Origin of the sequence: Pseudoxanthomonas sp., from assembly GCF_002863005.1 — a bacterium.
Classification (GTDB): Bacteria; Pseudomonadota; Gammaproteobacteria; order Xanthomonadales; family Xanthomonadaceae; genus Pseudoxanthomonas_A.
On the sequence record NZ_PKDG01000008.1, the window covers coordinates 181,944 to 208,089 of the forward strand.

Here is a 26,146-nt window from a genome sequence, read left to right on the forward strand (position 1 = left end):
CCGATGGCCTGACGCTTTCGCGCCGGGCCAGCCCGGTTTCATCGCCGGATCGCCGGGTCCGTCGCGGCCCCCCTTCCCTCTGCGGATGACCCCGTTATCCTCCACGGCACTCCCAACGCCGTGGTGTCCGACGTGTTCTCCAGCCTGCTCCTGATCGTCCGCATCCTCATCGCCTGGTTCGGCGCCGTGCTCATGGCGGGCTTCATCTGGAACGGCATCTTCGAGCGGACGGTGTTGTCGGGAGCGGCGGAGTGGCTCTTCAATCTCGCCTCGACGCTGGTGATGCTGTCGGTGCTGATCGGCCTGATCAGCCACTTGCGCCGCATCTGGCTGATCACCGGGCGACTGGACAGCACCACCCTGGCGAGCCGACAGCGTCGACAGATCGAAGTGCCGCTGGACACCGCCGCCACCTTCGCCCTGATCGAAGGCGCACTGCGCGAACTGCCCCGCGCCGAAGACGCCGAAAGCGCGCCCGACAGCCTGCAGGTGCGGGTCAAGGTGCGCCGCGCGGACAGTTTCGACGGCCCGAGCCAGCCATCGCGCTTCAACATCATGGCGCGCTTCGCGGTGAAGCGCGACCTGGTGCAGGCCACGGTCACGCCCGGCAACGGCACCAGCAGCATCACCCTGATGGTGGGTCCGGATGCGAGCGCATGGCTCGACCTGTTCGTGCTCGACGACGGCGTCAACGTAGAGAACGTCGAGGCCGTCACGCGCGCCATCACCCGCCGCGTCGCCGACCAGCGCCGGCAGGAGCAGGCCGATGTCGTGAAGACCGTCAGCGAGAAGGAACTGACCGTGGCGCGCCTGAACCTGCTCAATGCGCAGGTCGAACCGCACTTCCTCTACAACACGCTGGCCAGCGCGCAGGTGCTGACCCGCACCGACCCGCCACGCGCCGACATCATGCTCGGCCACCTGATCCAGTACCTGCGCAGCTCGCTGCCGCGCACCGACGATGCGCTGTCGACGCTGGGCGAGGAACTGGAGCGGACGCTGGCCTACCTCGAGATCCTGAAGATCCGCATGGGCAGCCGCCTGTCGATGCAGGTCGAGGTACCCGACGCACTGAAGTCCGTGCCCATGCCATCGATGATGCTGCAGACGCTGGTCGAGAACGCCATCAAGCATGGCCTGGAGCCCAAGACCGGCGGCGGCACCATCTGGATCCTCGCGCGCCGGCATGACGACCACGCCACGCTCACCGTCGCCGACGATGGCCAGGGCTTCGGCGGCCAGAGCGCCGGCACCGGCATCGGCCTGAAGAACCTGCGCGAACGCCTGCGCCTGACCTTCGGCAACGATGCCTCGTTCGCCATCGTGTCCAACTTCCCCAGTGGCGTCGCCGCCACGCTGACGCTGCCGCTGGACGGCAAGGCAGGTGCCGCATGAATTTCCGGGGCGTGATCGCCGAAGACGAGGAGCTGCTGCGCACCGCGCTGTCCTCGCTGTTGAAGGAGGCCTGGCCGCAGCTGGAGATCGTGGCCGAATGCGAAGACGGCGCCAGCGCGCTGGAATCGATCGCCGAGCTGCAGCCGGACGTGGCCTTCCTCGATATCCGCATGCCCGGTCTGACCGGCATCGAAGTCGCACGCGGTCTGGCCGATGCGAGCCCGCGCACGCAGGTCGTGTTCGTCACGGCGTACGATCAGTACGCGATCGACGCGTTCGAACAGGGCGCCATCGACTACCTGCTGAAGCCGATCACGCGCGAGCGCTTGCTGGCCACCGTGCAGCGCATCCAGGCGCGTGCAGCGGCGGGGCATCCGGATGGCGCCACGCTGGACGCGCTTCTGCGCCACCTGTCGGCACGCCAAGTCGTTTCGTCCAAGCCGCCGCTGGTGTGGATCACCGCCAGCGCAGGCAAGGACACCAGGCTGATCATGGTCGACGACGTGGCCTACTTCCAGGCAGACAACAAATACACCACGGTGATGACGGCCGACGGCGAATCGCTGCTGCGCACGCCGCTGCGCGAACTGCTCGATTCGCTGGATACCACCACGTTCAAGCAGATCCACCGCTCCACCATCGTCAACATGAAGGCGGTCGCGTCGGTCAGCCGCGACGAAACCGGTCGCGGCCGATTGAAACTGAAGACGCGTCCGGAAGTGCTGACGGTCAGCCAGCCCTTCATGACCCTGTTCCGCAACATGTAGCACCGCTCTAAACCCGCCCGCCCTCCGCGGCATCCAACGTGGCAACGCCGGCACGACGCAGCATGCGTCGTGGAGGGCATGCCTTTGCCCATCGAAACATCCGAGGAAACGCCATGCGCATCATCACGTCCCTGGTGTCCTGCCTGCTGGCTTTGGCAGGATGCGATGAAAAGCCCAGCGTCACCACCATCCACCACAGCAGCGCGAACGGTGTCGATACGCTTTTCAGCAAGACCACGCTGAAGGAAGGCGTGGCGACGTTCGAATGCTTCGCCAGCGAAAGCGGCCAGTGCCACTACCTCGTCTACACGGAGACGTGCCCGACGCCCGCGCCGGGCGAGGACCCCGGGGCCTGCGACCGCAGCACGCTGGAGGACTTCGCGCTGGCGCCCGGCAAGGCGCATGAGATCCGCGGCCTGCCCCAGGATTTCAGGCAATGCGTCTCGAAGAACGCCGATGCCGATCCGGCGTGCGGAGGCTGACGCCGCTCAGCGTACGGGGTTGACCATGGAACGACGTTCCAACACGCAGGCAAGCCCGAAGCCGATGACGTAGGCGACCACGTCCAGCCAGTCCGGCGTGCTGCCGAGCACGATGCGCAGCACTGGCGACGTCACCTGCCAGCCCGCTTGCTGGCTGACGTACTGCCCCGCTTCGACGGCCAGCCCGACGGAGAGCGCAATCAACGGACGCACCGGTGGACGCAGCCACACGACGCAGGCGAGCACGCAATGCACCCAGACGACGGCAAGCACGTCGCCAGCGAAGCTGCGCACCCATCCCAGTCCCGCGCCGGCGGTCGCCAGCAACACGAGCAGCACGAACAGGCCCACCGCCCACGATGCCGCCGTGCGGTCGAACCGCCACCTCATGCGCTGCCGCAATGCGCACCCTCGAGGCTCTTGCTGCCGCAGGCCAGGCATTTGCGGTACTTCTGCCGATGCCGGTTGTAGCGCACCCGCGACATCATGCCGCCGCACGCGCAGCGCAGCTCATGGCCCAGCGTCCACCGGTAAAGGCGCCAGCTGGAGTGGAGCGCCCAGGCCGTCCCCAGCAGGATCGCCAGCAGGAACGAAAGCGAGGCCAGCCTCTGCGGCGTGATGTCGCCGAGTGCGCGCCCGCTGCGCGTCACCACTTCGGCCGTGGCGAAGCCGCCCACCGCCAGCACCACGGCGGGGGCGTACATGCGGGCAACCATCCGGGAAATTCGGTTCATCGGACGCAGGAGAGGGGCGACGACGCGCAGCCTCGCCCGCGCCGGCATGCCGCGTCAATCACGCGGCCTGGACCGGCCTCAGCTGGTGATCGTCTGCGTCAGCGACTGCCAGGTCGGCGGTTCCGGCCAGTCCGGATCCTGGTTGCCGTCGATCACCCGGCGCAGGTCGCGGCGATCGATCTGCGGCGCCAGCGCCCGCACCAGGTCCAGCGCGTAATCGCGCAGCACGCGCTCGCGCGGCAGCACGGCCCACGCGATGCACTCCTTCACTTCCACCGGTGCGGGCCAGGCGCGCAGGTCGGTGTCGGCCGCGTTCACCGCCATCTCCGCCAGCAGGCCGACGCCGAGCCCGGCCCGCACGTAGGTCTTGATGAGGTCGGCGTCCAGCGCGGTCAGGGCGATGTCGGGTTCCAGTCCCACCTTGGCGAATGCGCGCTGCAACGACGATCCGGGCCGCGTCGACGACTCGTAGCTGATCAGCGGCTGGTCGGCCAGGTCGGCCATGCCGGGCACGCGACCGAGTTGCTCCAGCGCATGCCCGCGCGGCACCAGCACCAGGCGACGCCAGCGGTAAAGCGGCACGGCGATGCCCGCCTGCGGCGCGTCGCCCGCCGTACTGACCACGGCCATGTCGGCGTCGCCCTGCGTCAGCAGGTCCAGCGCCTGGCTTTCCGGCGCCTGCTGCAGGTGCACGCTGACCTGCGGGAAATCCCGCTTGATCTGCGCGATGGCCGGCGGCAACACGAAACGCGCCTGTGTATGCGTGGTCACCAGCACCAGCTGCCCCTGGCTTTCACGGCGCTGGTTGGCGGCGTAGGTACGGATGTTGTTGGCCTCGGCCAGCACCAGGCGCGCGCGGTCGATCACTTCCTGGCCGGCCGGGGTCACGCTTTCCAGGCTGCGCCCCTTGCGGACGAACAGCAGGAAGCCCAGCTCGTCCTCCAGTTGCTTCAACTGCTTGGACAGGCCCGGCTGGGTGGCATGCACGCGCGCCGCCGCCAGCGTGATGTTGAGGTCGGCATCGGCGATCGCCACCAGGTAGCGGAGTTGGGTCAGCGTCATCGGCGTGGGGCGTGGGGCGTGGGGCCCACCGGAAGGGCCTTGGACTGTAGAGGATTTGCCGGGACCGTAGCCGCCACTGCTTATAACTGCAAGGCATATGGTGTTGGTGGGATGTCATTTCCGACCGCCATGAGCGGGCAGTACGTTCAGCAGCCCAGCCGACTTCCGCCAACGCCCGTGAGCGCTCCACTGTTTCCGCTGTTTGCCGACCTGCAGGGCCGCCATGTGCTGGTCGTGGGGGGCGGTGCGGTGGCGGAGCGGAAGACCGAGGCCCTGCTGCACGCTGGTGCCCGTCCCCGCGTCGGTGCGCCCGACCTGACCCCGCGCCTGCACGCTTGGCACGAGGCAGGCCGTATCGAATGGGTGGAAGGCCGTTTCGACGCGCAGTGGCTGGCGAGCGCCTGGCTGGTGGTCGCCGCCACCGACGACGGTACGGTCAACCGTACGGTCGCCACCGCCGCCGAAGCCCGCCACGTATTCGCCAATGTCGTGGACGACGGCGAACTGTCCACGTTCCACGTGCCCGCCATCGTTGAACGCGGTCCCTTGCAGATTGCGATTTCCAGTGGCGGTGGCGCACCGATGCTGGCACGGCACCTGCGCCGCCAGCTGGAAACACTGCTCGACGATTCGTGGGCGTCATTGGCCGAGCTGTTCACGCGCCAGCGCCAGCGCATCCGCCAGCGTTTCCCGCAGCCGGCCGAACGGCGCCGCTTCTTCGAAAGACTGCTGGCGGGGCCGTTGCCGCGCCTGTTCCGCCAACACCTGCACGCGCAGGCCGAACACCATTTCCAGGCGATGCTCGACGAGCATGCTCCGTCCACGCCTGGCGGCTCGGTCGCCGTGGTGGGTGCCGGCCCCGGCGATGCAGGCCTGCTGACGCTCAATGCGCTGCGCGCGATGAACGAAGCGGACGTGATCCTGCACGACCGCCTGGTCAGCGAAGACGTGCTGCGCCTCGGCCGCCGCGACGCCACCTACATCGAAGTCGGCAAGTCGGCCACCGGCCACAGCACGCGGCAGGACGATATCCACGCCCTGATGCTGGAGCACGCGCGGGCAGGAAGGCGCGTCGTGCGGCTGAAGGGCGGCGACCCGTTCGTCTTCGGCCGCGGCGGCGAAGAGCTGGAATACCTGCGCGCGCACGGCATTCCCTACGAAGTGGTGCCCGGCATCACCGCCGCGGTGGCGTGCGCGGCCTACGCCGGCATTCCGTTGACCCATCGGGACCATGCGCAGTCGGTCAAGCTGGTGACGGCGCACTGCAAGGCATCGTTCGACACGCTCGACTGGCCGGCGCTCGCGCTGGAGCGGCAGACGCTGGCCGTCTACATGGGCGTGGCCGGGCTGGAAGGACTGCGCGACCGGCTCGTCGCCCACGGGCGTGCGGCTTCCACACCGTTCGTCCTGGTCGAGAACGGCTCCCGCCGCGACCAGCGCGTGGTGGCCGGCACACTGGCCGATCTGCCCGAGATCGCGCGTTCCCACCACGTACGGTCACCCGCCCTGCTGATTTTGGGCGAAGTCGCGGCGCTCGCCGGCACCCTGCACTGGTTCGGCGCGCCGCCCTTGGGCGCCCCGGACTCCACACATTCCCGCAACCTTCCGGCGCCCACACTGCAGGCCGCCTGAGCCCCCTTCGGAGACCCCATGGCCGTTTACGACAGCATCCTGGACACCATCGGCCGCACCCCGGTCGTCAGACTTCACCGCATCGCGCCGGAGCACGTCACCCTCTACGCGAAAGTGGAGTCGTTCAACCCCGGCGGTTCGGTGAAGGACCGGCTGGCGCTGGCGATCATCCTCGACGCCGAAGCCAAGGGCCTGCTGAAGCCGGGCGACACCATCGTCGAAGCGACGTCGGGCAACACCGGCGTCGCGCTGGCGATGGTGGCCGCCGCGCGCGGGTACAAGTTCGTCGCGGTCATGGTGGAAACCTTCTCGATCGAACGCCGCAAGCTGATGCGTGCCTACGGCGCGAAGGTGATCCTGACACCGGCCGCGGAGCGCGGCAGCGGCATGGTGCGGCGCGCCGAGGAACTGGCGAAGCAGCATGGCTGGTTCCTCGCCCGCCAGTTCGCCAATCCCGCCAATCCCGCGTACCACCGGCAGACGACGGCGGCCGAGATCCTGCGCGACTTCGCCGGCCAGCGGCTGGATCATTTCGTCACCGGCTGGGGCACGGGCGGCACGCTGACCGGTGTGGGCGAAGTGCTGAAGGTCGCGCGCCCTGACGTGCGCATCACCGCATCGGAACCCGCGGGCGCGTCGCTGCTCCAGGGCAAGGAGTGGCAGCCGCACAAGATCCAGGGCTGGACGCCGGACTTCGTGCCGGACGTCCTGAACCGTGAGGTCGCCGACGAGATCCTGCCGGTCACGGACGTGGAGTCCATCGCCACCGCGCGCCGCCTGGCGGCGGAGGAAGGCATCTTCGTAGGCATTTCCGGCGGCGCCACCGTTGCGGCCGCGCTCCAGGTCGCGCAGAAGGCCAAGCCCGGCGACGTGCTGCTGGCGATGCTGCCTGATACCGGCGAGCGCTACTTCTCCACGCCGCTGTTCGAAGGTGTCAACGAAGGATCCGACGACGACTGGCTGGCCTCGCTGGGCGACGCCGCCCTGCCGTAACCGACGTCAGGACGACGGCGGCGCAACGCAATCGCGCCGCCACGTCCATTCCATCGCCTTGCCGTCGTCGCGCCCATCGTCGACACGCGCGTGCAGCGTGTCGGCATCCGGGCGCGAGTAGATCACGCGCTTCGGGAAGTCATGCGCGCGGTTGGCGAACACCACGCGGTCCCGCGCCACATGGTCGGCGGGAAAGGCCGTGACCGCACCGCCGCCGGGCTGCGCGAGGAACACCCAGCGCCCCTCCTGTTGCGCGATGCGCATGAACTCGAAGCCGATCGCCTTGCCCTCGCGCGTGTCGCGATGCATGCCGACCATCAGCCCGCCGCGCGGCGCCATCCAGGTTTCTTCGCTGAAGGTCTTGCCGCGCTGGCCGCACCAGTGGCCGGCGAGCCAATCGAGTTCCTGCGCACCGGCTCGCATTGACGTCCCGGCTAGCAACACCGCCATCAGTATTGGTGCAGACCGCATGGCGTCCTCCACTGAGTGAACGGGCCACACGTTAACAGCACTCGTTGGCGCTGACGAGCTCCTGCCTTCTGTAGGAGCGACGTCAGTCGCGACCGTAGATCTCGCGCGTCCTGGGCCTCACATCAAGCCTGCCCTCTGTCCGTGCCAGAGATGGACCATCGCTGCCGATGGCGCGCGGTCGCGACTCACGTCGCTCCTACAGAGAAGCGGAGGCCACTAGCCTTCGTAGAGTTCCAACGGCAGGTCATCCGGATCCGCGAAAAAGGTGAAGCGGCGGTCGGTGTATTCGTCCACACGCACCGGTTCACTGGCCACGCCGTGCGCGTGCAGGTGGGCGATGGCGGCATCCAGGTCGGCGACGCGCAAGGCGAGATGGCGCAACCCGCAGGCTTCCGGGCGCGAGACGCGCGGCGGCGGCGACGGGAACGAGAACAGTTCGACCTGCGTGCCATCGGGCAGGGCAAGGTCGAGCTTCCAGGAATCGCGTTCCGCCCGGTAGTGCTCGGCGACGACGCGCAGACCGAGCACCTCGACATAGAAGCGTTTCGACCGCGCGTAATCCGACGCGATGATCGCCACGTGGTGCAGGCCGTCGATGCGCATGTCAGTGCGCTGCCGCGGCATCAGCGCCGGCATTGCCGCCCGACCGCGCCTTGCCGCCCCGCATCAGCAGCACCAGCGGCATCGAGACCAGCGTCAGCAGCATCATCAGCTTGAAGTCGTTGAGGTAGCCGATGGCCGCGGCCTGGCGGTTGACCTCGGCGTTGAGCAAGGCCAGGCCCGTGGCCGTGGACGGATTCATCGCCGCCGGCAGCAGCGTGGTCTCCGCACCGAACGCCGGGATGCGCGCACCGATCTCGGCATGGTTCACCTGCATGGCGCGCGACAGCATCGTCATCACGACCGAGATTCCCACCGACGAGCCGATGTTGCGCATCAGGCTGAAAAGGCCAGCGGCCTCGGTGCGCTGGTGCGGTTCCAGCGTGGCGTAGGCGACGGTGGAGATGGGCACGAACACCAGGCCCAGGCCCATGCCCTGGATGACACCGAGCCAGACGATGGAATGCATCGACGCATTCGGCCCGAACTGGGTCATGCCGTGCAGCGAGAACACCATCAACCCCATGCCGACCAGGATCGGCCAGCGCGCGTCGATGCGGCCCAAAAGGCGTCCGACGACCATCATGCTGAACATCGTGCCGACGCCACGCGGCGCCAGCACCAGGCCGATCGTCAGCACCGGATAGTTCATCAGCGTGCTGAGGTACGGCGGCAGCAGCGCCAGCGTGGCGAACAGCACGATGCCCACGACGAAGATCAGCGCGCAGCCGACGGCGAAGTTGGCGTTCTTCAACAGGCCCAGGTCGAGCAATGCATGGTCGCGCTTGCGCCACCACCACAGGCCGTACATGTAAAGCGCGAGGAAGGCGAGCGCGGCCTCGATCTGGATCTCGACGCTGCCGAACCAGTCTTCGCTCTGCCCACGGTCAAGGAACAGCTGCAGCGCGCCGATGCCGAGCGCCAGCAGGGCGAGGCCGACGCCATCGAGCTTGCGTTCCTGCACCGCGTCCTTCTTCACGCTGGCCATGATGCCGACCAGCGCGAGGATGCCGATCGGCAGGTTGATCAGGAACACCCAGTGCCAGCTGTAGTTCTGGGTCAGGAAGCCGCCCAGCGGCGGCCCGAGGATGGGACCGACCATGATGCCCATGCCCCACATCGCCATCGCGGCGCCGTGCTTCTCCTTGGGGAAGGCATCGAGCAGCAGCGACTGCGAGATCGGCACCAGCGACGCGCCGAACACGCCCTGCAGGATGCGGAACAGGACCATTTCGCCGATGCCGGTGGCGATGCCGCACAACAGGGAGGCGACGGTGAAACCGCTGACGGCGATGATCAGCAGGCGACGGCGGCCGAGCCGGCCGGCGAGCCAGCCGGTGACCGGCGTCAGGATCGCGGCGGCGACTATGTAGCTGGTCAGCACCCACGACACCTGGTCCTGGGTGGCCGACAGCGAGCCCTGCATGTCCGGCAGCGCGACGTTGGCGATGGTGGTGTCCAGCGCCTGCATCAGCGTGGCCAGCATCACCGAACCGACCAGCAGCGTGCGCTTGCCGGTGTCGTCCTGCGTGGGGGCGGCGGTAGCGGTTGAAGTGCTCATGGGAAATTCCGGAGGGGATCGACGCATCCGCGACGCGACGATCCAGAGGTCACCCGGGGCGCGGCGTCAGCGGGGCCGGGCCCCACCACAGTGCCCTCGCCCGCATCCGCGCACGCCCGGGATGACATGGAAATCGAACCTCAGCGCGCGGCAGTGGCGCGGCTGGAGGCGGTACCGCCGTCGCGCAGCTCGACATGCACGTCGGCACTCATGCCGGCGCGCAGCTGCGGCGCATCGGCGGCCGCGCCATCGATCTCGAGGCGCACGGGAATGCGCTGCACGATCTTCACCCAGTTGCCGGTGGCGTTCTGCGGCGGCAGCACGCTGAACTCGGCGCCCGATGCCGGCGCGATGGACGCCACGTGCGCCTTCCACGTCACGCCCGGATAGCTGTCCACTTCGATCGTCGCGTGCTGGCCGACCTTCATCTTCTCCAGCTCGGTTTCCTTGAAGTTGGCCTCCACCCAGATCGGCGAGGTGGCCACCAGTGGCATCGCCGTCTGGCCGACGTTGATGTACTCGCCCACCTGCAGGTCGTGCAGGCCGACGATGCCATCGACCGGTGCGCGCACTTCGGCGTGGTCCAGGTCAAGTCGGGCCTTGGCCAGCATCGCGGCGGCGGCACGGTACTCGGGCAGGTCCTGCGTGGGCGTGCCCGGACTGCCGCTCAGCGACGCGGTCGCTTCGGACTGGCTGGCAATGGCGTCTGCCAGATCGGTGCGCGCTTCGGCGACCGCGTGGCGCGCGTCGTCCAGCATCTTGCGCGAGACCAGCTGCTGGCTGGCGAGCTGCTGCATGCGCTGCAGGTCGCGCTGCGCCCAGGTCAACGTTTCGCGCGCGGCCTGGATCGACGTACCGGTGCCGACCACCTTGGCGCGGCTCGCGCTGGCGGAGTTCGCCATGCGCGCGACCAGCGCTTCGTTCTGCGCGACCGCGATCGTCAGCGGGTCGGCATCGATGCGGAACAGCAGGTCGCCCTTCCTGACCGGCTGGTTCTGCTGCACGGCCACTTCGACCACGCGGCCGCCGACCTGCGGCGCGATCAGGATGCGTTCGGCCTTGATGTAGGCGTTGTCCGTGCTGACTTCGCGCTGCGAGGCGACGTATTCCCAGCCGAAGAAGCCGGCGACGGCGAGCGGGCCGGCGATCCACAGCCATACGGGCACGCGGCGGCGCTTGGGAGCGGGAGCTTTGGCCGCGTTCTCGGCGGCCTCGTTGATCTTGCTGGTCATGGTGGGGGTCAGCTCTTGCGGAGGGAGGACTCTGCGCGACTGGCGCGATCGAGCAGGGAGAGGTTTTCGCGGACCTGGCCGAGCACCTTCATCGCCGTCGCCAGTTCATCCGGGTCGATGCCCGCCAGGCAGTCCTCGCGGACGGAGGTGGCGACGGCCTCGATGTCGTGCATCACCGCATCGGACTGCGGTAGCAGGTGCAGGCGCCATACCCGTCGGTCATCCGGATCGCTGCGGCGCTCGACGAAGCCGGCCTTCTGCAGGCGGTCGATGACGCGGCCGACGGCGATGGGCTCCATGTCGAGCAGGTCCGCGAGTTCGGACTGGGTGATGCCTTCGCTCTGGTGGATGCGCTTGAGCGCGCGCCATTGCACGCGGGTGAGGCCGAGATGCGCCGCCCGGCGGTCGAAGACCCGGCCGAACAACCGGCTCAGGTCCGCAATGAGGTAACCGATGGTGCTCTGGCCGGCGGGTGTCTTCATGGGTGCCTATGATATAGATGCTTAGGCAATTATATTCAAGGCGAAGAATTTTTGTTCAGGCCCGCTTCCGTTACGGGCAGACGGCCACCTCGGCTGGATCGAGGCGGTGCCGGGTCCCGCACGGCAGGCCGGGATTCCGACGCCGGAAACGACGACGCCGGCACAAGGCCGGCGTCGGGATCACTTCAGCGGGCGGAGGCGATCAGCCTTCCCACTTGCCCAGTGCGGCGAGGCCGTTTTCCTTCGCACGCTCGTACACCACGGCCTGGGCCTTGGCGAAATTGCCCACCAGGTCCTGCGACCACAGCTTCAGCGCAGCCTGCTGCATGGCGCGGCCATACGAGAAGCTCAGCGGCCACGGCAGGCTGCCCAGCTGGTTCATGGCATTCAGGTGCGCGGTGGACTGCTCGTCGGTCTGGCCGCCGGACAGGAACACCACGCCCGGCAGGATCGCCGGCACCGTGCTCTTCAGGCACATGACGGTGGACTCGGCCACTTCGTCGACATCGGCCTGCTCTTCGCAGTCCTTGCCGGCGATGACCATCGAGGCCTTGAGGATGGTGCCTTCCAGCAGCACGTTCTGCTCGTACAGCGCGCCGAACAGCGAACGCAGCACGGCTTCGGTCACCTCGTAGCAGACCTCGATGTTGTGGTCGCCGTCCATCAGCACTTCCGGCTCCACCATCGGGACCAGGCCGCATTCCTGGCACAGCGCGGCATACCGGGCCAGCGCGTGGGCGTTGGCTTCGATGCAGGTGCCGGACGGGATGTCCTCCCCGATGGTGATCACCGCGCGCCACTTGGCGAAGCGGGCGCCGAGCTTGTAGTACTCCTTAAGGCGGTCGCGCAGGCCGTCCAGGCCTTCGGTGACCACTTCACCCGGGCAGCCGGCCAGCGCATGCGTGCCCTTGTCGACCTTGATACCGGGGATGATGCCGTGGTCGCTCATGTACTTGGCGAACGGCACGCCGTCCTTGGTGGACTGGCGCAGGGTCTCGTCGAACAGGATCGCGCCGGAAATGTAGTCCGACAGCTTCGGCGTGGTGAGCAGCAGCTCGCGGTAGGCGCGACGGTTCTCTTCCGTGTTCTCGATGCCCACGCCCTGGAACCGCTTGGCGATGGTGGTGGTGGACTCGTCGATCGCGATGATGCCCTTGCCTGCGGCCACCATGGCCTGGGCGGTTTCGGCAAGCTGTTCGATGCTCATGGGGTTCCTGGGGAAGCGGCGGGAAAGATACCAATTGTAGCCCGCACCGCGCCGGCAGCGGGCGACATCGGGCCATCGGCGCGCCAAGGCACGCATCCGGGGACGATCGCGAGGCACGAGGCCCCGGGCGAAACCGGTTACAGCTCGCCCACGCCCTCGGCCTTGCCGCGCTCGCCCATCTGCAGCAGGCGCAGCGTATTGGTGGCGCCGTGCTTCTCCATGTGGTCGCCGCTGGTGAAGATGACGCGATCACCCTCTGCCAGCAGTTCACGGTCGTGAAGCACGCGCATCGCATCGCGCGCGGCCTCGCGCGGCGCCAGGCCGCGGCTGTCGAAGGCGATCGGGAACACGTCGCGGATCATCGCCATCTTGCGACGGGCGCCGTCGTGGCGCGAGAACGCGTAGATCGGCGCATTGGAACGGAAGCGCGACAGGAAGCGCGCGGTGCCGCCGGATTCGGTCATCGCCACGATCGCGCGCACGCCGATGTGCTCGGACAGGAACATGGTCGCCATGGCGATCGCCTGGTCGGCGCGCTCGAGGTTGCGCGGCGCCTTCTCGAAATCGGTGTCCATCTCGAACTGTTTCTCGGCGCCGAGGCAGATGCGCGCCATCGCTTCCACCGCACGGACCGGATAGCTGCCGGCCGCGGTCTCGGCAGACAGCATCACGGCGTCGGTACCGTCGATGACGGCATTCGCCACGTCAAGCACTTCGGCGCGCGTGGGAATCGGACTGTCGACCATCGACTGCAGCATCTGGGTGGCGGTGATCACCACCTTGTTGCGTGCCAGCGACTCCCTGATGATCTTCTTCTGCAGTCCGGGCAGCTCGGCATCGCCGATCTCCACGCCCAGGTCGCCGCGCGCCACCATCACCACGTCGCTGGCATCGACGATCTCGGCCAGGTTCTCGATGGCTTCGGTACGCTCGATCTTCGACACCAGCGCGGCATCGCAACCGTGCTCGCGCGCGATGCGCCGCGCTTCGTTCATGTCGTCGGCATTGCGGCAGAACGACACGGCAATGAAGTCCACGCCGATGTTTTCCGCCACGTAGGCGATCAGTTCGCGGTCGCGCTCGGTCAGCGCGCCCAGCGACAGGCCGCCGCCCTGCTTGTTCAGTCCCTTGCGGTCGGACAGCACTCCGTCGTTGAGCACGGTGCAGACGATGCGCTCGCCTTCGACCGACACCACCTTCAGCTGCATCAGGCCGTCGTCGAGCAGCAGCACGTCGCCCGCTTCCACATCGCCCGGCAGGCCCAGGTAGCTGACGCCCACCTGCGAGGTATCGCCGGGAGGCGCGCTGACGCTGGCCACCAGGTCGAAGCGGTCGCCGGTCTTCAGCACCACCTTGCCTTCGGCGAAGCGCTCGACGCGGATCTTCGGTCCCGGCAGGTCGGCCAGGATGCCGACTTCCGCACCGACACGCTGCGCGGCCAGACGCACCGCCGCCGCGCGCTTGGCCTGTCCGGACGGATCGCCGTGCGAGAAGTTCAGTCGCACCACGTTGACGCCGGCGCGGAACAGGTCCTCCAGCACGCCGGGCGGGTCGGTCGCCGGTCCGAGGGTGGCGAGGATCTTGGTGCGGCGCTGGCGTTCGGTCATGGTGCGGATTCCCTGTGATCGCGCAAACGCTACCACAGCCAAACGGCACCGTAGCGGCCGCTGTGCGTGGACGCGCCATGCTGTCCCGGGACAGGTTGCAGCACATGCGTCGCGAAGCCGGAAACGCGCTGTTTTCAAGCGGTTTCGCGTAGGCGGCCGACATCGCACGACTGGTATTTTTTTGGTCTCTGCACGTGCACCGGATGCTGCGCACGCACACCCGAGTGCGCAAAAAGAGCGAAGATGAAACGCGCGTTTGATCGCATGCGTTTCCGCTCAGGCGAGCACTGCCCGCAATTGTCCGGGCGTCGCGGCAAGACGCGTCGCGCCTGCCCCGCACAACTCCTCTTCGCCACCGAATCCCCACAGCACGCCGACGTTGCGCATCCGGTGGTGGTTCGCGCCGTCGATGTCCATGTGGCGGTCACCGATCATCCAGCATGCATCGGGCGCCACGGCGAGCCGCCGCAGGGCTTCGCCGATCAGATCCTTCTTGTGGCTGAGTCGCCCGTCCGCGGTCGCGCCGATGATGTCCTCGAAACGATGACCGAACGGAAGATGCGCCAGGATCTTGCGCGCGTGCGGCTCGTTCTTCGCCGTGACCACGGCGAGACGGTGACCGTCCGCATCCAGCGCCTCGATCGTCTCGCCGATGCCGGGGTACACCTGGTGCTCCCGCCAGCCGTGGGACTCGAAGCGCTCCCGGTAGTGGTCGACGGCGGCCTCCACCTTCGCCGGATCGCCCAGCAGCGGCAGGAAGCTCGTGCGCAACGAGGGCCCGATCCACTGGCGCAGCTCGGCGTCCGAAGGGATCGGGTGATCGAGCTGCGTCAGCGCATGCGCGATGCAGCGGGTGATGCCGACGGCGGAGTCGATCAGCGTGCCGTCGAGATCGAAGAACAGGGTGGCGCGGCTCACTGGCCGCGCGCCTCCAGGGCCGCGACGGCCGGCAGGGTCTTGCCTTCCAGGAATTCCAGAAACGCGCCGCCTCCGGTGGAAATGTAGCTGACGTCATCGGCGATGCCGTACTTGTCCACCGCCGCAAGCGTATCCCCGCCGCCGGCGATCGAGAACGCCTTCGACTGCGCGATCGCGCGCGCCAGCGTTTCGGTGCCCTTGCCGAACGCGTCGAACTCGAACACGCCCACCGGGCCGTTCCACACCACCGTCCCGGCCGACGCGATCAGCTCGGCGTAGCGACGCGCGGTCTGCGGGCCGATGTCGAGGATCAGTTCGTCTTCCGCCACGGCATCGACGGCCTTCACCGTCGCCGGCGCATCAGCCGCGAACGCCGTGGCGACCACCACGTCGGTCGGCAGCGGGATCTCGGCACCGCGCGCCTTCGCGTCGGCATCGATCTTCTTCGCGGTATCGATCAGGTCCGCTTCGTACAGCGACTTGCCGACGGCATGGCCTTCCGCCGCGATGAACGTGTTGGCGATGCCGCCGCCGACGATCAGCTGGTCGACCTTGCCGACCAGGCTGGTGAGCAGCTCCAGCTTGGTGGACACCTTGCTGCCGGCCACGATGGCCAGCAGCGGGCGCGCCGGCTTCGCCAGCGCCTTGTCCAGGGCATCCAGTTCCGCCATCAGCAGCGGACCGCCGGCGGCGACCGGCGCGAAGCGGATCACGCCATGCGTCGACGCCTGCGCGCGGTGAGCGGTACCGAACGCGTCCATCACGAAGACGTCGCAGAGCGCGGCGTACTTCTTCGAGAGCGCTTCGTCGTCCTTGCCCTCACCGACATTCATGCGGCAGTTCTCGAGCAGGACGATCCGGCCGGGCGATACGTCCACGCCATCCACCCAGTCCTTCACCAGCGGCACGTCGATGCCCAGCAGTTCGGACAGGCGCGCGGCGACGGGCGCCAGCGAATCGGCCTCGCTCCAGACGCCTTCCTTCGGTCGGCCCAGGTGCGAGGTGACCATGACCGCCGCGCCCTTCTGCAGCGCCAGCTTCAACGTAGGCAGCGACGCGGTGATGCGCTGCTCGGACGTGATGCGTCCACCGTCGATGGGCACGTTCAGATCCTGGCGGATCAACACGCGCTTGCCGGCGAGGTCGAGGTCGGTCATGCGGACGATGGGCATGGGAAGTCCTGGCAACGGGAGAGACACGTATTGTCCGGCCTGCCCTTTCCTGCCGCAAACCCGCGCGACTCAGGCCGGGGGACGCGCGCGCAGCAAGCTGAAGGCAAAGGCGGCGACCAATGCGGCGCCGAGCACCAGCAGGCCCCACAGCAGCCAGGTCTTCCAGTCGCGCGGCGTCGGCGGCGGCACCAGGGCGGCGTCGCCTGCGAGCGCCGATGACGGCGACAGATAGGCGGGTGCGGGCTGCCAATCCTCGCCACGGTCACGGCGCAGCGCGTCCACCAGTTCCGGCATCGGCACGGTCGCGCGGCGGGCGCTCGCGCTGCCCGCCACCAGGGAGTAAGGCGGCGTCCCCTGCGCCAGGAAGACCACCACCTCCGGCCGATAGCCCAGCCGCAACGTCGGCGCCTGGTCCGGCAATGCGCCCCGGTTGCGCAGTCGCCAATAGCGGTCGCGCGCCGGACCGCTGGACAACGGCTGCGGCGGTGACGCGCTGGGTCGATCGCCCGCCACGCGGTAGGCCACCCAGGGACCCGCGCGCAGGCGCCACGGCGCATCCAGCGCATCCCGGCTTTCCAGCGTCCACTCCCCGACCGCGTAGTCGTCCATCGCCAGATCGGCCAACGCGACGGGATAGCGACCGTCGGTTTCGTAAGTGAACGCGTCGACGCCCTGTTCCGACACACGACGCCCGGTCCGTTCCGACCATTCCACGACCTGCCGCTGGTGGGCAGCGTCCAGTCGCACGCGCACTTCCCGGATCGGCAACGCCGGCGAGGCATCGAGCGGCACGAAACGGACATAGCGCAGTCCGCTGCGGATCGGCGCCTCGTCGCGCAGCAGGCGCTGCGGGCCGCGCTGCAGTTCCACCAGCGTCACCCGGTCCTGCACCACGTCCCAGGCCTGCAGGTCCTGGCTGCCTTCCACGCGATAGCGGGACTCGCGCGGCGTACCGGCGTCCCAACTGAATTCCAGCGCTTCGGAGTTGTCGCGGATGCCGCTGAGGTCGACCAGGAAGGCGCGCGCCGTTCGGCTGGTGCCGGGGCTGCCACTCTCGGCCTCGATGCGGACGATGCGACCGTTCTCGCCGAACTGCGCCGAAACGCGCGACGACGCCTCCGTCCCCTGTTCCGTTTCGGGCAGCGGGAACCACGGCACCACGATGCGTCGCGCAGGCAACGCCGTCGGTTGCTCCGGCCCGAACAGGGCCGCTGCCACTGGCTTGCCGCGCGCATCCAGTACGTCGATGTCGCGCAGGTCGGGCCATGCCGTGGTGGCATAGACCTCGCGATCCAGCACCACCCGATACGCGCCGGCCTGCTCGGCCGACAGCACCAGCGGCCATCGCTTCGCATACGGCGCAGGCGCTTGCGCAGCGGCGATCGCCGGCAGCAGGCAGAGCGCGAGCAGGAACTTCTTCATGCGGAGGCTTCCTCGTTGTCGATGCGGCGCGGCGGGGCCGGCGCCAGATATCCCACGACCGTGCACAGCAAGCCATAGCCGATGAAGGATCCGATGCCGAGCAGGTTGCCCAGGTGCTGCCGGTCGATCGTCATCAGTTTGACCAGCACCACGCCCATCAGCACGGCACCGCCCAGCCACAGCATGCGCTGGCCGCGCCGCGAGCCGATCACCCAGCCCAGCACGCCCAGCACGCTCCACGTGATGGTCAGGCTGGTCTGCGCCAGGCTCCCGGACACCAGGCCCTCGCTCCAGGGCACGCCGCCCCAGTGGTGCACGGCATGCAGCACGACGGACGTGATCCAGACAAAGGCCAGCGACGACAGCAGCACGATGCGTGACGGGGGCAGGACGCGCGTGGCCGGCATCCACCAGCGCAACAGCAGGACCAGCGCGGCGAGCTGCGCCAGTTCCATAGGATTCAGCACCGGCATCCACGGCAGCGGACGCGCGCCACCCGGCAGGAACAGCGACACCAGCCACCACAGGCCCAGCGCGGCAAACAGCACTCCCAAAAGCGGCGTGCGCCAGCCATCGAAGCGCTCGCCCAGCGGCGCCGCCAGCCAGCCCCAGCGGAACAACGCCAGCGCCACGACGACCAGCCACGGCAGCGCCACGAGGCCGGCCTGCCAGCCGCCGCCCATGCCCTGCAGATGTCCCGGCAACCATGCCAGCAGCAGGCTGCCTACCAGCGGCCACACCAGCCACCACACGAACTGCGCTGCACCGGCCAACCGGTGCGCGCTGTCGCGCAGGCACATCAGGCTGCGAACACCCATCACCGCATACGCCAGCCAGGCCCACACGCCGTATCCGGCGAACGGCTGCTGGTGCACGTCGGACTGCCACAGCGCGAACAGGCCGGCCGACGCCAATCCGGCCAGGGTGGTCCACGCCAGCGCAGCAGCAGGACGCCGGCGATGCACTTCGGCCGCCAGCCAACCGGTCAACGCGATGAAGGCCAGCATGGCATCCGGCTCGCTGCGCGCGTCGATGTGGGCATCGATCTCCGTCATGCCATTGCCCAGCCACCAGGCAAGTGCCCATACGTAATAGACCACGCCCACCGCGGCGCTACGTCCGCGATACGCCCATGCACTGGCGAATCCGCCGACGGCGATCAACAGCGCGCTCATGAACGCGGCATTGGCGAACATCGGTGCCGTCGCGTGCGGATCGCGCCACGCGGTCACGTCGGACTGCGCGATCAGGAACGCCACCGCCGCCGCCATCTGCAGCCCGGCGCCAGTCAGCTGCGGCAGCAGCCGCGACTGACGGAGGCCCAGCCACGCCAACGCCGCACCCTCCAGTGCGAACACGCACGCCGTCGCCTCTGCCGACAACGCCAGCGGCACGGCCAACGTGGCGAAGCCGACCGCAAGCAGCGCGTAAGACTGCGCCAGCACGTCGTAACCGTCGCGATGCCGCAGCCGCCACGACAGCCCGGCGTACAGCACGCCCAGCCCCAGCGCGCAGAACGCCAGCGGCAGGCGGCTGTCGTCGAACGTGCCGCCCTGCATCAGGCCGGCCTGCAGCGAGAAAGCCACCAGCGGCATGCCGAACACCAGGCAGCCATCGATGAAGTCCCGACGGCCGGCCGGCTGGCGGCGCGCGAACAACAGCGGGATGAGCAGGTAGAACACGAAGAACAGCGCCAGGAACGGTTGCGTGGTGCCGTATTTCTCCGGCGCGTAATCGAACACGCCCCAGGCCGTCCCGATACCGAAGGTGAAGACGAATCCCAGCAGGTTGAGCAGCCGCCAGGACTTGTACCAGGCGATGCCGACGATGGCCGCGTTGAGCACGGCGTAGTACGAGAACAGGGCGACATGGTTGCCGCTGCCGGTGGACAACCAGATCGGCGCGAGGAAGCCGGCCAGCAGCGCGAACACGGCCAACGATCTGGCATCCTGCAGCACCGCCAGCATGCCGGCGCCGGCCACCAGCACGATGCTGAGCGCGAAGGCGGCACCCGCCGGCATCACGCCGAAGATCTTGAACGCAGCGAACACCACCAGCAGCAGCACGCCGATGGCGCCGCCTTGCAGGCTCAGCGCGAACGTGCGGTTGCTTTCGCGCTTGCGCCAGGCGAACACGAGCGCCCCCATTGCCGCAGCGGCAATGCCGGCGAGGCGCAATTCGGGCGGCAGCGAGAACCAACCCTGGTCGGCACCGTATTTCAACAACGCGGCCACGCCGGCGAACAGCACCAGCACACCGATCTTCACCGGCACGTTGCCCACCGTGAACCAGCGTTGCACCGCGCGCAGCGCCACGCTGACCACGTCCGGGGTGGCCGGTCGCGAGGGCGCGTCGGCACGCGGCGGGCGCGGCGGCATCGGCGATGCAGCGGACGGGGATGCCGGCGCGGTGGCCGGGGGGATCGGTGGCGGTCCGGCCGGGCGGCTCGGGGGGGGTGAAGCGGGTTCAGGCGCCGGCCGCGGCGGCGCGACCGGCGCGGCGTCGCGCATCAGGTCCGACAGGGTGGGACCGTCATCTACGGGAGTTGCCGCAGGCGCGGCGACCGTGCCCGCAGGCGCAGGCGAGGCATCGGCAGCGCGTGCGGCACGCAGCTGCGTGACCTGTGCCTCCAGCGTCGCGACGCGGCGCTTCAGGCCTCCGACCGACACCAGCGCGACGATGAGCAGGACCGGCATGGCCAACACGGCCAGCCCCGCCAGGACCAACAACCCGACCACGTCATCCATTCCCCGACCTCGCCTGTGCGTGTTTCCGGTGCAAGGACGCGGAATGCCCCGTCCTCCGGCCGTCCGTGCAGCCGCGTCCGCAGCCTCGGGCATGGCCCCGGGATTTGCAAGATTCCGATCCGCCGGTGGCCGCGGACGGCGCACCCGGTATCGCTTGACGATACCCGGAAACGACACGGGCGCCCCGAGGCGCCCGTGCTTCAAATCCCGGTGACGGGGCTTACTTGCCGGCGACCACGCGGACCATTTCCAGGCACTTGTTGGAGTAGCCCCACTCGTTGTCGTACCAGCTGACGATCTTGACGAAGGTCGGGTCCAGCGCAATGCCGGCCTCGGCGTCGAAGATCGAGGTGCGGGTGTCGCCGCGGAAATCGGTGGCGACCACCTTGTCCTCGGTGTAGCCCAGGATGCCCTTCAGCGCTCCCTGGCTCTGCGCCTTCATCTCGGCCTTGATCTCTTCGTACGTGGCCGGGTTCTCGAGTTCGGCGGTCAGGTCGACCACCGACACGTCGCTGGTCGGCACGCGGAACGACATGCCGGTGAGCTTCTTGTTGAGCGACGGGATCACCACGCCGACGGCCTTCGCCGCGCCGGTGCTGGACGGAATGATGTTCTCGAGGATGCCGCGGCCACCGCGCCAGTCCTTGTTGCTCGGGCCGTCGACGGTCTTCTGCGTCGCGGTCGCCGCGTGCACGGTGGTCATCAGGCCGCGCTTGATGCCCCACTTGTCGTGCAGCACCTTGGCGATCGGCGCCAGGCAGTTGGTCGTGCACGACGCGTTGGAGATGATCGCTTCGCCGTTGTAGGTCTTGTCGTTGACGCCATAGACGAACATCGGCGTGTCGTCCTTCGACGGGGCCGACAGGATGACCTTCTTCGCGCCGGCATCGAGGTGCTTCTGCGCGGTGGCCTTGTCGAGGAACAGGCCGGTGGACTCGATGACGACCTCTGCACCGACGTCGTCCCACTTCAGGTTGGCCGGATCGCGCTCCTGGGTCAGGCGGATCTTCTTGCCGTTGACGAACAGCGCGCCGTCCTCGACCTTCACGTCGCCGTCGAAACGACCGTGCACGGAGTCGTACTGCAGCATGTACGCCAGGTAGTCCGGCTCCAGCAGATCGTTGATGGCGACGATCTCGATGTCGTTGCCGAAGTTCTGCACGGCGGAACGCAGCACGTTGCGCCCGATGCGGCCGAAGCCGTTGATACCCACCTTGATCGACATTGCTCAGGACTCCTGCGGCCACGCGCGCGGCGCGGCGGGGTTGACGGGGGCCGTCATTCTAACAGGCCGCCCTCTCGGCACGTCCGTACGGGTATTGATCAGGATCAAGGCGGCAGGGAAACGGCGGGCAGAGACTGGCGCCACATTCCAACGAGCGTCTCCCTCATGAAAAAGACCCTGATCCCGATTGCCATCGCCCTCGCCTTCGGCGCCGCCGTGCCCGCCTTCGCCCAGTCCAAGGGCGACTGGACCTTGGGCGTCGGCGCACACCAGGTGAACCCGAAGTCCGACAACGGCACCCTGGCCGGCGGGACGCTGCCGCTCGACATCGACAGCGACGTCAAGCCGACCATCACCTTCGAGTACTTCCTGCGCGACAACCTGGGCCTGGAAGTGCTGGCCGCGCTGCCGTTCAAGCACGACATCGCCATCGACGGCGTCGGAACCGTGGGCAGCACCAAGCACCTGCCGCCGACGTTCTCGCTGCAGTACCACTTCAACAGCAAGGGCAAGGTCTCGCCCTTCCTCGGCGCCGGCCTGAACTACACCACGTTCTTCAGCGAAGACACCCAGGGCGCGCTGGAAGGCACCGATCTGAAGCTGGACGACTCCTGGGGCCTGGCCGCGCATGCGGGCATCGACATCAAGGTCAGTGAGCGCGGCGCCGTGCGCGTGGATGCGCGCTGGATCGACATCGACACCGAGGTCAAGGTGGATGGCGCCAAGCTCGGTACCGCGAACATCGACCCGCTGGTGTACGGCGTGGCTTATGTCCTGACGTTCTGAGCACTGCATAAAGTCGCCAACGCGCAATGGGGACGGCCCGTGTCGGTTAAAGTACCGGCATGGTCCGTCCCTTCCTCTTCATGCTAGCCCTCGCCAGTTCCTGTGCACTTGCGCTGCTGCCGGTCCCCGCGCAGGCATGGGGCCTGCTGGGGCATCGCCTGGTCGCATTGCTCGCCTGGGACGACCTGACCCCCACGACACGCCTGCAGATCGACACCCTGCTGACGGGCGAAGCCGATCCCACACTGGCCGGTATCGCCGGCTGGGCAGACGACCTGCGCAAGAACGATCCCGTGCTCGGCCGCCAGACCGCGAACTGGCACTTCGTCAACATCGGCGAACACGACTGCGTCTATCTGCAGCGACGTGATTGTCCGGATGGCAACTGCGTGATCGAAGCGATCCGCAAACAGACCGCGATCCTGGCCGATACGCGGCGGACGCGCGCCGAACGATTGCAGGCGTTGAAGTTCGTCGTGCATTTCGTCGGCGACGCCCACCAGCCCCTGCATGCCGGATATGCGCGCGACAAGGGTGGCAACGACGCGCAGATCAACTGGAACGGGCGGGGCACGAACATGCACACGCTGTGGGACAGCCGCATGCTGGTATCCACCGGGCGCAGCGAGCAGGCCTATCTGCAGCACCTGCGTACCCTGCCGCGCCCCGCGCTCGCCGCCATGACCCTGCCCCCGCCTGCCGCCACTTGGGCAGAGCAGTCATGCCGGGTGGTCACCCAGCCGGGCTTCTATCCGCGTCGCGCGAAGCTGGAACAGGCGTATGTCGATACGCATCTGCCGATCGCCGAACGCCAGTTGCGCGCTGGCGGCGTGGCGCTGGCGGCGGTGCTGAACAAGGCGCTGGGTGGCCGCTGACGCCGGCAGCCCCCTCCCCGCCCTCGATACGCTCGTGGCATCCCCCAGAGGAGTCGTCCGCATGAAGCTTCCTTCGTTGCTCCGCCCCTTCTCCGCCCTCTTGCTGATCGTCGCTTCACTGGCGCCGCCGGTCGCGTGCGCGCAGGACGACGCAGGCCTCACTGTCTTCGCCGCGGCCAGTCTGAAGGAGTCGCTGGATGCGGCCGCGTCGGCCTACCAGAAGCAGGCCGGCGTTCCAGTGCGCGTGTCGTATGCCGCGAGCTCGGCGCTGGCGCGCCAGATCGAACAGGGTGCGCCGGCGGACGTGTTCTTCTCCGCGGATCTGGAGTGGATGGACTATCTGCAACAGCGCGGCAAGCTCGACGCGACCACGCGGCGCAATCTGCTGGGCAACCAGTTGGTGCTGGTCGCACCGAAGGCGAGCAAGGTGCGCGTCGAGTTGAAGCGGCCCGCGACCTTTCTCGCCGCGCTCGGCGATGGTCGTCTTGCGGTAGGCCAGACCCAGACCGTGCCCGCGGGCAAGTACGCCAAGGCCTCGCTGGAATCGCTGTCGCTGTGGAACGGTATCAAGGCACGGCTCGCCGAATCCGAGAGCGTGCGCGCGGCGCTGATGCTGGTGGCGCGCGGCGAAGCACCGTTGGGTATCGTGTACGCCTCCGATGCGAAAGCGGAACCGGCCGTGCGCGTGGTGGCGACGTTCCCCGAAGAAAGCCATCCGCCGATCATCTATCCGGTCGCCGCCCTGCGAGGCCCGCGATCGGCGCAGGCGACGCAGTTCGTGCAATGGCTGGCCTCCCCGGCCGCCGATGCGATCTTCACGCGGCGCGGATTCGCGGTGAAGGACTGACGCCTTCATGCTCGATGCGTTCACCGCGGAAGAACTCACCGCGATCCGGCTCAGCCTGAAGGTGGCGCTGGTGGCCGCGATCGCCAGCCTGCCGTTCGGCGTGCTGGTCGGCTGGGTGCTGGCGCGCACGCGCTTCCCTGGCAAGGCGCTGCTGGATGCCGTGGTACACCTGCCGCTGGTGTTGCCACCGGTAGTAATGGGTTACGGATTGCTGGTGACGCTGGGCACGCAGGGCGCCATCGGCGCTTTCCTGAGGGAGCACCTGGGCCTCGTGTTCGCGTTCCGCTGGACCGGCGCGGCGCTGGCGTGTGCGGTGATGGGCTTCCCGCTGATGGTGCGCGCGATTCGCTTGTCGCTCGAAGCCACCGACCGTCGTCTGGAACAGGCCGCGTCCACCCTGGGCGCCGGCCCGTGGCGCGTCTTCTTCACCGTTACCTTGCCGCTGGCCTGGCCCGGCCTGGTGGCTGGCAGCGTGCTGGCCTTCGCGAAAGCGCTTGGCGAATTCGGCGCCACCATCACCTTCGTCTCCAACATCCCCGGCGAGACGCAGACGCTGTCCTCCGCGATCTATGGCCTGATGCAGGTGCCCGGTGGCGAAGCCGGCATCTGGCGCCTCGCCGCGGTCGCCGTGGCGATCTCGCTGGCCGCGCTGCTGTTCTCCGAGTGGCTGGTGCGCCGGCACCACACGCGCCAGGGCGAGGACAGCTGATGCTGCACCTGGACATCGAGCTGCGGCGCGGACACTTCCATCGCCACGTGCGCATCCAGGACGACGCGCGCGTGATTGCCCTGGTGGGGCCCTCCGGCGCGGGCAAGACCTCGGTCCTCAATGCCATCGCCGGACTGGTGACGCCCGTGGCCGGGCGCATCGACGTGGACGGCCACTGCCTGTTCGACAGTTCGCAGCGCATCGACGTGCCGGTGCACCAACGCCGCATCGGTTATGTCTTCCAGGATGCGCGGTTGTTTCCGCACCTGGACGTGCGCCGCAACCTGCTCTATGGGCGCCACGGCGGGCGTGGCGCCCCCCGCTTCGGATTCGATGCCGTCGTGGACCTGCTTGGCATCGCACCGCTGCTCGGTCGCCGCACGCGCAACCTGTCCGGTGGCGAGGCGCAGCGCGTCGCGATCGGTCGCGCGCTGCTGTCGCAACCCTCGCTGCTGCTGTTCGACGAGCCGCTGTCGTCGCTTGACCAGGCCCGGCGCGAGGAACTCATCCCCTACCTGCAGCGTGTGCGCGACGAGATCCGCCTGCCCATCGTCTACGTCAGCCATCATCCGGACGAAGTGCGCCGCGTGGCCGACTCCACACACGTTCTCGACTGACGTCGTCGTAGGATGCGGCGACGCCCCAGGAGCGCCCCGCATGACACACCCCAAGCGCTGGAAGTCCCTGCCCGTTGACCGGACCCGTCACTACCTGGAGCCGGGGCCCGTCGTGCTGGTGAGCACCGCGCACAACGGCGAACGCGCGATCATGACGCTGGGCTGGCACATGATGCTGGGTTACGACCTGGTCGGCACCTATATCTGGGACGCGAATCGCAGCCACGCGCTGGCGCGCGCGAGCCGCGCCTGCGTGATCAACTTGCCGACCGAGGGCCTGCTGGACACCGTCGTACGCATCGGCAACTGCAGCAGCACCGAGCAGGACAAGTTCGAGCGCTTCGGCCTCACCGCGCTGCGCTCGCGCGAGGTGGACGCGCCGCGGATCGCCGAATGCCACGCACAGTTCGAGTGTCGCTTGCACGAAACCCGCATCACCGCCGACTACCCGCTATTCGTATGGCGCGTGGTGGCAGCACACGTCGCGCCCTCGCCGCGCGTGCCCCGCACGGTGCATTACCGAGGCGAAGGCCGCTTCATGGTCGCCGGCCACGAGGTTTCCCGACGCCGCCTGTTCCGACCGGACATGCTGGCGCAGTGAGC

26 protein-coding genes are annotated in these 26,146 nt (G+C 68.3%); 11 read left to right on the top strand and 15 right to left on the bottom strand.

Features of this window, described 5'->3' with window-relative positions; all coding sequences use genetic code 11:
• Positions 1–132 precede the first annotated feature (132 nt).
• From CYU89_RS01945 to CYU89_RS01955, 3 genes are all read left to right on the top strand, one after another.
• Entirely contained in the window at positions 133–1,395 is a 1,263-nt protein-coding gene (locus tag CYU89_RS01945; protein ID WP_296278573.1) for a histidine kinase, read from the top strand.
• Positions 1,392–2,162: a LytTR family DNA-binding domain-containing protein gene (locus CYU89_RS01950; protein ID WP_296278522.1), complete on the top strand. Its 771-nt coding sequence runs from the start codon at positions 1,392–1,394 to the stop codon at positions 2,160–2,162. Before CYU89_RS01945 ends, CYU89_RS01950 begins: the two co-directional genes overlap by 4 nt.
• 113 nt (positions 2,163–2,275) lie before the next feature.
• Positions 2,276–2,644 carry a hypothetical protein gene (locus tag CYU89_RS01955; RefSeq protein WP_296278523.1) on the top strand — a complete coding sequence of 123 codons (369 nt, stop codon included), beginning with the start codon at positions 2,276–2,278 and terminating at the stop codon, positions 2,642–2,644.
• Positions 2,645–2,650: 6 nt separating this feature from the next.
• Here the strand turns inward: CYU89_RS01955 and CYU89_RS01960 are convergent, their stop codons facing one another.
• The 3 genes from CYU89_RS01960 to CYU89_RS01970 all read right to left on the bottom strand — a co-directional run bounded on the left by CYU89_RS01960 (position 2,651) and on the right by CYU89_RS01970 (position 4,440).
• Complete coding sequence (locus CYU89_RS01960) at positions 2,651–3,034, bottom strand: DUF2809 domain-containing protein (protein ID WP_296278524.1); 384 nt, start codon at positions 3,032–3,034, stop codon at positions 2,651–2,653.
• A complete protein-coding gene (locus tag CYU89_RS01965; protein WP_296278525.1) occupies positions 3,031–3,348 on the bottom strand; it encodes a hypothetical protein in 318 nt (105 codons plus the stop codon). Before CYU89_RS01965 ends, CYU89_RS01960 begins: the two co-directional genes overlap by 4 nt.
• Before the next feature lie 108 nt (positions 3,349–3,456).
• Positions 3,457–4,440 (bottom strand): LysR family transcriptional regulator, encoded by a 984-nt coding sequence (locus CYU89_RS01970; protein WP_296278526.1) that lies wholly within the window; start codon positions 4,438–4,440, stop codon positions 3,457–3,459.
• 177 nt (positions 4,441–4,617) lie between these two features.
• Between CYU89_RS01970 and cysG the strand changes: the two genes are divergently transcribed.
• Together cysG and cysK are read left to right on the top strand one after the other, a co-directional pair.
• Positions 4,618–6,072 (top strand): siroheme synthase CysG, encoded by a 1,455-nt coding sequence (cysG, locus tag CYU89_RS01975; protein WP_296278527.1) that lies wholly within the window; start codon positions 4,618–4,620, stop codon positions 6,070–6,072.
• Between the two features lie 18 nt (positions 6,073–6,090).
• A complete protein-coding gene (gene cysK, locus CYU89_RS01980; protein ID WP_296278528.1) occupies positions 6,091–7,065 on the top strand; it encodes a cysteine synthase A in 975 nt (324 codons plus the stop codon).
• 6 nt (positions 7,066–7,071) lie between these two features.
• Here cysK and CYU89_RS01985 read toward each other — a convergent pair whose 3' ends face one another.
• The 12 genes from CYU89_RS01985 to gap all read right to left on the bottom strand — a co-directional run bounded on the left by CYU89_RS01985 (position 7,072) and on the right by gap (position 21,709).
• Positions 7,072–7,488, bottom strand: coding sequence for a DUF6265 family protein (locus tag CYU89_RS01985; protein WP_296278529.1), 417 nt, complete (start codon positions 7,486–7,488; stop codon positions 7,072–7,074).
• Between the two features lie 264 nt (positions 7,489–7,752).
• Complete coding sequence (locus CYU89_RS01990) at positions 7,753–8,139, bottom strand: VOC family protein (RefSeq protein WP_296278530.1); 387 nt, start codon at positions 8,137–8,139, stop codon at positions 7,753–7,755.
• A 1-nt stretch (position 8,140) separates the two neighbouring features.
• Positions 8,141–9,697 (bottom strand): MDR family MFS transporter, encoded by a 1,557-nt coding sequence (locus tag CYU89_RS01995; RefSeq protein WP_296278531.1) that lies wholly within the window; start codon positions 9,695–9,697, stop codon positions 8,141–8,143.
• A gap of 140 nt (positions 9,698–9,837) precedes the next feature.
• Complete coding sequence (locus tag CYU89_RS02000) at positions 9,838–10,929, bottom strand: HlyD family secretion protein (RefSeq protein ID WP_296278532.1); 1,092 nt, start codon at positions 10,927–10,929, stop codon at positions 9,838–9,840.
• Between the two features lie 8 nt (positions 10,930–10,937).
• The gene (locus tag CYU89_RS02005) at positions 10,938–11,411 is read right to left on the bottom strand and encodes a MarR family transcriptional regulator (protein WP_296278533.1); all 474 of its coding nucleotides are present in this window, start codon (positions 11,409–11,411) and stop codon (positions 10,938–10,940) included.
• Between the two features lie 202 nt (positions 11,412–11,613).
• Positions 11,614–12,618 (bottom strand): class I fructose-bisphosphate aldolase, encoded by a 1,005-nt coding sequence (locus CYU89_RS02010; protein ID WP_296278534.1) that lies wholly within the window; start codon positions 12,616–12,618, stop codon positions 11,614–11,616.
• A 137-nt stretch (positions 12,619–12,755) separates the two neighbouring features.
• Complete coding sequence (gene pyk, locus CYU89_RS02015) at positions 12,756–14,225, bottom strand: pyruvate kinase (protein ID WP_296278535.1); 1,470 nt, start codon at positions 14,223–14,225, stop codon at positions 12,756–12,758.
• Positions 14,226–14,501: 276 nt separating this feature from the next.
• Complete coding sequence (locus CYU89_RS02020; protein WP_296278536.1) at positions 14,502–15,143, bottom strand: HAD hydrolase-like protein; 642 nt, start codon at positions 15,141–15,143, stop codon at positions 14,502–14,504.
• Complete coding sequence (locus CYU89_RS02025) at positions 15,140–16,315, bottom strand: phosphoglycerate kinase (protein ID WP_296278537.1); 1,176 nt, start codon at positions 16,313–16,315, stop codon at positions 15,140–15,142. Before CYU89_RS02025 ends, CYU89_RS02020 begins: the two co-directional genes overlap by 4 nt.
• Positions 16,316–16,384: 69 nt before the next feature.
• Positions 16,385–17,737: a DUF3999 family protein gene (locus tag CYU89_RS02030; protein WP_296278538.1), complete on the bottom strand. Its 1,353-nt coding sequence runs from the start codon at positions 17,735–17,737 to the stop codon at positions 16,385–16,387.
• Complete coding sequence (locus tag CYU89_RS02035; protein WP_296278574.1) at positions 17,734–20,475, bottom strand: DUF2339 domain-containing protein; 2,742 nt, start codon at positions 20,473–20,475, stop codon at positions 17,734–17,736. The genes CYU89_RS02030 and CYU89_RS02035 overlap by 4 nt, the downstream gene beginning before the upstream one ends.
• Before the next feature lie 229 nt (positions 20,476–20,704).
• The gene (gene gap, locus CYU89_RS02040) at positions 20,705–21,709 is read right to left on the bottom strand and encodes a type I glyceraldehyde-3-phosphate dehydrogenase (RefSeq protein WP_296278539.1); all 1,005 of its coding nucleotides are present in this window, start codon (positions 21,707–21,709) and stop codon (positions 20,705–20,707) included.
• A 165-nt stretch (positions 21,710–21,874) separates the two neighbouring features.
• Here gap and CYU89_RS02045 point away from each other — a divergent pair, with 165 nt between their 5' ends.
• The 6 genes from CYU89_RS02045 to CYU89_RS02070 all read left to right on the top strand — a co-directional run bounded on the left by CYU89_RS02045 (position 21,875) and on the right by CYU89_RS02070 (position 26,144).
• Positions 21,875–22,495 carry an OmpW family outer membrane protein gene (locus CYU89_RS02045; protein ID WP_296278540.1) on the top strand — a complete coding sequence of 207 codons (621 nt, stop codon included), beginning with the start codon at positions 21,875–21,877 and terminating at the stop codon, positions 22,493–22,495.
• A gap of 59 nt (positions 22,496–22,554) precedes the next feature.
• Complete coding sequence (locus CYU89_RS02050) at positions 22,555–23,370, top strand: S1/P1 nuclease (RefSeq protein WP_296278541.1); 816 nt, start codon at positions 22,555–22,557, stop codon at positions 23,368–23,370.
• 61 nt (positions 23,371–23,431) lie between these two features.
• The gene (gene modA, locus CYU89_RS02055) at positions 23,432–24,217 is read left to right on the top strand and encodes a molybdate ABC transporter substrate-binding protein (RefSeq protein ID WP_296278542.1); all 786 of its coding nucleotides are present in this window, start codon (positions 23,432–23,434) and stop codon (positions 24,215–24,217) included.
• 7 nt (positions 24,218–24,224) lie between these two features.
• Positions 24,225–24,926 (top strand): molybdate ABC transporter permease subunit, encoded by a 702-nt coding sequence (gene modB, locus CYU89_RS02060; RefSeq protein ID WP_296278543.1) that lies wholly within the window; start codon positions 24,225–24,227, stop codon positions 24,924–24,926.
• Positions 24,926–25,543 carry a molybdenum ABC transporter ATP-binding protein gene (gene modC / locus CYU89_RS02065; RefSeq protein WP_296278544.1) on the top strand — a complete coding sequence of 206 codons (618 nt, stop codon included), beginning with the start codon at positions 24,926–24,928 and terminating at the stop codon, positions 25,541–25,543. Before modB ends, modC begins: the two co-directional genes overlap by 1 nt.
• A gap of 40 nt (positions 25,544–25,583) precedes the next feature.
• Positions 25,584–26,144: a flavin reductase family protein gene (locus tag CYU89_RS02070; RefSeq protein WP_296278545.1), complete on the top strand. Its 561-nt coding sequence runs from the start codon at positions 25,584–25,586 to the stop codon at positions 26,142–26,144.
• Positions 26,145–26,146: the final 2 nt, after the last annotated feature.